This window comes from Megasphaera sp. NM10 (genome assembly GCF_000417505.1).
Taxonomy (GTDB): Bacteria; Bacillota; Negativicutes; order Veillonellales; family Megasphaeraceae; genus Megasphaera; species Megasphaera intestinihominis.
In genome coordinates this window covers 1-6,020 of the sequence record NZ_APHY01000094.1, presented here as the reverse complement: position 1 = coordinate 6,020, position 6,020 = coordinate 1, and the positions used below count along the sequence as shown (strand labels likewise).

At 44.6% G+C, this 6,020-nt stretch carries 5 protein-coding genes and 2 pseudogenes; 5 read left to right on the top strand and 2 right to left on the bottom strand.

Features of this window, described 5'->3' with window-relative positions:
- The first annotated feature begins 285 nt into the window (after positions 1-285).
- Positions 286-1,536 (top strand): M20/M25/M40 family metallo-hydrolase, encoded by a 1,251-nt coding sequence (locus tag NM10_RS12080; protein WP_020311828.1) that lies wholly within the window; start codon positions 286-288, stop codon positions 1,534-1,536.
- A 60-nt stretch (positions 1,537-1,596) separates the two neighbouring features.
- Here the strand turns inward: NM10_RS12080 and NM10_RS12075 are convergent, their stop codons facing one another.
- Complete coding sequence (locus NM10_RS12075; protein ID WP_020723744.1) at positions 1,597-2,298, bottom strand: helix-turn-helix domain-containing protein; 702 nt, start codon at positions 2,296-2,298, stop codon at positions 1,597-1,599.
- Between the two features lie 285 nt (positions 2,299-2,583).
- Here NM10_RS12075 and NM10_RS15085 point away from each other — a divergent pair, with 285 nt between their 5' ends.
- From NM10_RS15085 to NM10_RS12060, 4 genes and pseudogenes are all read left to right on the top strand, one after another.
- A complete protein-coding gene (locus tag NM10_RS15085) occupies positions 2,584-3,306 on the top strand; it encodes an aminotransferase class I/II-fold pyridoxal phosphate-dependent enzyme (RefSeq protein ID WP_256379006.1) in 723 nt (240 codons plus the stop codon).
- Complete coding sequence (locus tag NM10_RS15080) at positions 3,285-3,806, top strand: aminotransferase class I/II-fold pyridoxal phosphate-dependent enzyme (protein ID WP_256379004.1); 522 nt, start codon at positions 3,285-3,287, stop codon at positions 3,804-3,806. The genes NM10_RS15085 and NM10_RS15080 overlap by 22 nt, the downstream gene beginning before the upstream one ends.
- A gap of 76 nt (positions 3,807-3,882) precedes the next feature.
- Positions 3,883-5,141: pseudogene (locus NM10_RS12065) on the top strand (transporter).
- Between the two features lie 22 nt (positions 5,142-5,163).
- Complete coding sequence (locus NM10_RS12060; protein WP_020311825.1) at positions 5,164-5,544, top strand: RidA family protein; 381 nt, start codon at positions 5,164-5,166, stop codon at positions 5,542-5,544.
- Positions 5,545-5,840: 296 nt separating this feature from the next.
- Here the strand turns inward: NM10_RS12060 and NM10_RS14240 are convergent.
- Positions 5,841-6,020 (bottom strand): annotated as a pseudogene (locus NM10_RS14240) (hypothetical protein); the annotation flags it as partial.

Here is a 6,020-nt window from a genome sequence, read left to right as displayed (position 1 = left end):
AAGCAGTACCGTTAGGAAAGCTGGCAAAAAAGGCTGCAAATGGCACATATTTTGTAAAAATGTGGAAATAAGACCCCGCTTATTACCTAGGTCTAAAGGAAAGACCGGAAACTTCTTGACACTAACTCTTTTCATTATGTGTATTGACGCAACAGACAAACCTGTATATGATGATGGTATCTAAAGGAGGAATGCAATATGGCTTTTACAGAAGAACAGAAACTGACAGATCATCTGCAGCACTTTATTACCTGTTAGACCATTTCTAATGAAGATTTGGATAAAGTGGACTGGCGGGAATTTACCAAGCTTCATGCCCTGCTGGAAGCCTACTATCCTGTTATATATAAACTGTTTGAAGTCATTCCGGTTGGCCGGGCGGACCTGCTGTTTCATTATGATTCGGGCCATCCGGAAAAAACGCCGCTCGTACTCAGCGCCCATCAGGACGTAGTCGAACCGGGAGCCCTGGAACTCAGGAAGAAAGAACCTTTTTCCGGCGCTTATGAAGATGGCATCATCTGGGGACGGGGTACGACAGACTGCAAACACCTCTTCCTGGCAGAAATGGAAGCCGTGGAAGCCGCCTTTTCCGATGGATTCCGTCCTTCCTATGACCTCTATATTGCACTGGGATACAGTGAAGAAATTTATACCATCAGCGGGGAAGACGGCGGACGGCTTCTCAAGGAAGCACTGGCGGCACGGGGCGTTCATCAGATCGTTCTCTTTGACGAAGGCGGCAGTGTGACGACCGACGATAAGGGGCACCGCATTGCCCACGTCGGTCTGGGAGATAAGTCGCAGATTGTCTACGAACTCTATAAAGACGGGACAGGCGGCCATTCCAGTGTACCGGGACTGCATACGGATATGGGAGCTCTGGCCCGCTGCATCGTGGCACTGGAAGATCATCCCCGTCCGTATAAACTGACGGATTTATCCCGGGGTCGGCTGAAAGGTATGGCTAAACTGGAAACGGGGGATAAACAGCGGATTTTCAGTGACCCCGACCGGTACTGGGATGAAGTGTGTGAACTGGCCCGTCAGGATGCCCGCCTCGATGCGCTACTCCATACGACGATATGTGTGACCATGGCCCAGGGAGCCCAGCAGCCTAACGTCATCCCGGCACACGTAAGCGCTACCATCAGTGCCCGCGTACTTCCCGGGGAAACAGGGGACGAAATTCTGGCGTATATCCAGCAGCACCTCACCGGTGGCATTCAGGTCCGCCGCGTATCCGGCATCGACCCGGTCAACGCAGACACCCCGGACAGTGAAGAATTCCGTCTGGTCGAACAGACTATTCACGACGTATACGGTGATGACGTCATCGTCATGCCGGAACTGATGCTGTTTGCGACAGATTCCCGCTATTACAAGGACATTGCCAGGCACATCTTCCTCTTCAGCGGCTATGAACAGGACGATACGTGGGGGCCCATGCACGGTGTCAACGAACGCATTCCTGCGGCCACACTTCCGGGATCTCGTAATTTCTTCCGCAGACTGATGGAAAATTACAATGCATAACAGAATAAGCCTAAAAAAATGGTTTATGGAGTATTTTGTTCCATAAGCCAGTTTTTTTACTTATACGAAAGATAGCATGTTGTATTGCTTCATGCGGCGGATATCCTCTTTGGAAATCATCAGAGATTTGATGAGGTCGTCTGTTTCCGGGAGAATTTTTTTTGAAATAAGCATTTTGGTAGCGACGGGCATTAATGGTCGGGAAGAAACGCCGAATCCCATGGCCCATTTGGTGGGAGCATCTAAAAACGACGCGAGGATACGGATAATATATTTTTCTATATAGGTATCCTGATTCTGGAATTCCATAGTGGTCAGGGCGTCGTAATGGGATATTGTTCCTGTATAAGTGTTTTCACAATTCTGATATTCATCATAATTCTTTATATTCATGTACATGATGGCTGGAAATATATGCTGATTTTCCGGAAATACATTGATAATCGTGCGGTTCAGATGGTTATTACGGCCATCATACATATATATGTACATGTGATTCAGATTTTTGAAGAAATTGGGAACGGTTACAGTTTCTGTTGGGACATTTTCCGGTGGCATGTATAATAACTGCTCGAGGCGGACCTGTAATACCTGTGCAATATCGAACAGGGTATCCAAATCCAAAGAAATTTTACCGCTTTCATATTTGGAAACTGTTGCTTTGCTCTTACAGATGCGATCCGCCAGTTCCTGGACGGTCAGCTTATTCTTTTTCCGGAATGTACGGATTGCCTTACCCGTATTTTCTGTTACCAGAGACATGAAATCACCTCTGATGTCATTATACACGTTTTTTTTGTTTCTTTAAAATATTCAAAATAAAAAAAAACAATTGAAAAAACATGTCTTCTGATGAAATTGGAAGATGATTGGCTCTTATGTTTCGCCTAAAGAAACACAGTGACTATGTTTATGTCTTTAAACGAAACATAGGGGCTTTTGCCAGTGGACATCGGAACTGATATAGTATAAGCATAAACAGAGCGCTCTTACCTATAATAATTATAATTCTGAATAATCACATATTTGTAGAAAAGAGGAATACTGATGACGTACGATTTTGATGAAATCATTGACAGAAAACATACAAATGCGCTTAATACGGATGGATTCCGTGGTTATATTTTTGGAGACACGGAAGGTAAAATGAAATTTCCCTTTAAGGATGATGAATTTGTCCGCATGTGGGTAGCCGACATGGAATTTGCCATGTGCCCTGATGTTATCCAGGCCATCAAGGACCGGGCTGATAAGCGGATTATTGGATACAGCCAGGTATTTGAACCGGATTTTTATGAAGCATACAACGCGTGGAATCAGAAAATGTATGGCTGGACGTATCCAAAAGAAGAAATCTGCTTCTCTTTGGGGATTATTCCTGCTTTATATATGCTTGTCGATCTGTTGTTGGGGGACCACGATTATGCCATTATTAATACACCGGCATACGGATATTTCCAGCACCCGATTGATGAACGGCATAAACACGCTATCCACAATAAGCTGAAATATGATGCCCAGGGAAATTGGACCATCGATTTTGATGCATTAGAAAAAGACGCCTCCAATCCGTTTGCCAAACTTCTTATCTGGTGCAATCCACAGAATCCGACGGGACGGGTCTGGACAGAAGAAGAACTCCGCAAGGTAGCGGCTATTGTAGAAAAACATAATCTTTGGATTATCAGTGACGAAATCCATTGCGATCTCCTGCGCCAGGGCGTTAAACATATCCCCATGCTAAGATTATGCCAGAATATAAAAAACTGATTACCTGCACCTCTGTATCCAAAGCATTCAATATGGCGGGGATGATGTTTGCCGAAATTATTATCCGCGATGAAGAATTACGTAAACTTTATATCAGTGAAACCAACACGTACGCTATGAATCTGAATCCCCTTTCTATTGCCGCTCATACGGCCGCTTATGCTAAAGGCCATGATTGGCTGGATCAGCTTAAAACATACCTTGATGGCAATTTTAAACTGGTCAAGGAAACCTTTGCCAGGGAACTTCCGGATATTACGTTCCAGATTCCCCAGGCGACGTATCTGGCATGGGTCAACATGAATCCGTATCTTGGCGATGTGGAAGATATTCCTGATTTCATGGCTAATAAAGCAGGGGTTCTCCTGGAAGGAGGAGATGCACTCTTTGTCGATAATGCAAAAGGCTATATCCGCCTTAATCTGGCTATGCCGCGGGTTATCGTTGACAAAGGCCTGCAGCGTATCGTAAAGGCCGTTAAAGCCCATCAGGCTAAATAAGGGGTGGCCTACTATGGAGAATGCTACAAAACGTATAGGAATGGCTTCGGGCAGTACCCATTGGGAAAAAGCGGGTATGACTCAGGAAGAATGGAAGAAGGCCGTAAAATTCGATAGTACAGACTGGGGCTGGGTAATTATGAGTATTGGCATGGCTATCGGTTCGGGCATTGTCTTCCTGCCGGTACAGGTCGGTCTAGTAGGTCTCTGGGTATTTCTCGCTTCGGCAGTCATCAGCTACCCAATCATGTATGGTTTCCAGCGGCTGTACATTAACACCTTGGCTAGCTCGCCGAAGTGTGAAGATTATGCCAGTGTCATCAGTGGCTATCTGGGAAAAAACTGGGGATTCTTCTTGGGGATTATTTACTTCATCATGATTATTATGGGAGTCATGATGTACTCTACGGCTATCACGAATGACAGTGCTTCCTTTTTGTACAGTTTTGGAGTAACGGATACTATTTTATCTGAAAATCCTCTGTATGGACTGGTCATCATTGTATTATTGGTCGCAGTCGCTTCCCGTGGGGAACAAATCCTTTTTAAAGTATCGACTGGTATGGTACTGACGAAATTAATCGTTATAGCCATATTGGGAGCTGTCATGATTCCCTATTGGAATCTGGCAAATGTAGGTGCATTTCCTAATTGGGGATATTTTATCAAAGAAACGATTGTCATGCTGCCTTTTACGCTATGTTCTATCCTGTTTATCCAGAGCATTAGTCCTATGGTCATTTCTTACAGGACGCACAATTGCAATATTGAAGTGGCATGGTATAAGTCCGTACGGGCTATGAATATTGCCTTTGCCGTATTGTTTATCACGGTATTTTTCTATGCTATTTCCTTCAACCTGGCTATGGGCCATGATCAGGCTGTAGAAGCAGCGGCTAATAATATTTCCTCACTGGCTATGGCAGCCCGGGGAATGGAAGGCAATACGTTGAAAATACTCAGCCTGATATTGAACATTTTTGCTATTACGACTGCTTTCTTCGGTGTTTTTCTGGGGTTCCGTGAAGCCTGTCAGGGAATTGCCATGAATATTCTGAGACGGATGATGCCGGAAGGCTGATTAATAAAAAGACGGTCTCAATCGGAATCCTGATTTTTGCCGTTCTATTTTCCTGGGGTTCCAATGTATTGAACTTCCCTGTTTTGTCCCTGTTATCGTTCTTTGGGCCAATCGTAGGGATAATCGGCTGCCTCATACCGGCATATCTTGTTCACCGGGTAATGTTTTTACATCAGTATAAAGGAATCATGCTGAATTGTATTGTCCTTATGGGATTGTTACTTCTGGTTTCTCCGTTTTTACGTTTATTATAATTGTGATGAGGAGTGTTGTATCATGTCTATACGTATTATTTCTACGGTAAAAGCACCTGGTGCAGTTGGACCGTATTCCCAGGCTGTAAAAGCCGGTGATTTTCTCTTTGCATCCGGCCAGCTGGGTATTAATCCGGCAACGGGAAAACTGCCGGATGGGGCTGCTGCCCAGGCAGAGCAGAGCCTGAAAAATGTGGGTGCTATCTTACAAGATGCTGGCGTTTCTTATGATGATGTGGTAAAAACGACAGTCTATCTTTCGAATATGAATGATTTTGGTGCTGTTAATGCCGTATATGCCAGTTTCTTTAAGAAAACGCTGCCTGCTCGGTCTTGTGTGGAAATCGGCAAACTCCCCATGAATGGCGATGTAGAGGTAGAAGTAGTTGCTTACTGCAAGTAAATCATGCTCTGCGCTTAGATGAATGCCCCCCCCCTTCTTCCCTGGAAAAGGAACAATGGTTCCTTTTTCAGGGATTTTTTTTGGCGCCGAATAGGCATGATTACCCCCCCAGTTCAACTGGGGGTAAGTAAAATTTCTTAAAGTAAAAAAAAGAACCTCTTCTGAATAATGTAGATGGTCTGGCAACCACTACATTATTCAGAAGAGAGGTTCATGTCAATGAATGACGTAAAAAGTTTATCACATAGCAAATGGCGATGCAAGTAGGGTGTGTCAAGAGTTTTGTGTAAATCGATTCAATAAGCAACATCGTATTGCTGCATAAGCTGAGACATCCTGTCGTCCATGAGCAGCTGGTTCCGGACCATCGCCCAGTTTGCGACGTGACGACCCTTCCATTTTTTATAGAGCTCTTGGATGCGTAGGTAGAAAATTCTTGAAGACTGCAATCCTCGTTGGGAAGCTGCTTCTGGATC

Coding starts and splice junctions, on each gene's coding strand:
- NM10_RS15085 (WP_256379006.1), top strand. CDS start 2,584: ATGACGTACGATTTTGATGAAATCATTGACAGAAAACATACAAATGCG.
- NM10_RS12075 (WP_020723744.1), bottom strand. CDS start 2,298: ATGTCTCTGGTAACAGAAAATACGGGTAAGGCAATCCGTACATTCCGG.
- NM10_RS15080 (WP_256379004.1), top strand. CDS start 3,285: ATGCCAGAATATAAAAAACTGATTACCTGCACCTCTGTATCCAAAGCA.
- NM10_RS12060 (WP_020311825.1), top strand. CDS start 5,164: ATGTCTATACGTATTATTTCTACGGTAAAAGCACCTGGTGCAGTTGGA.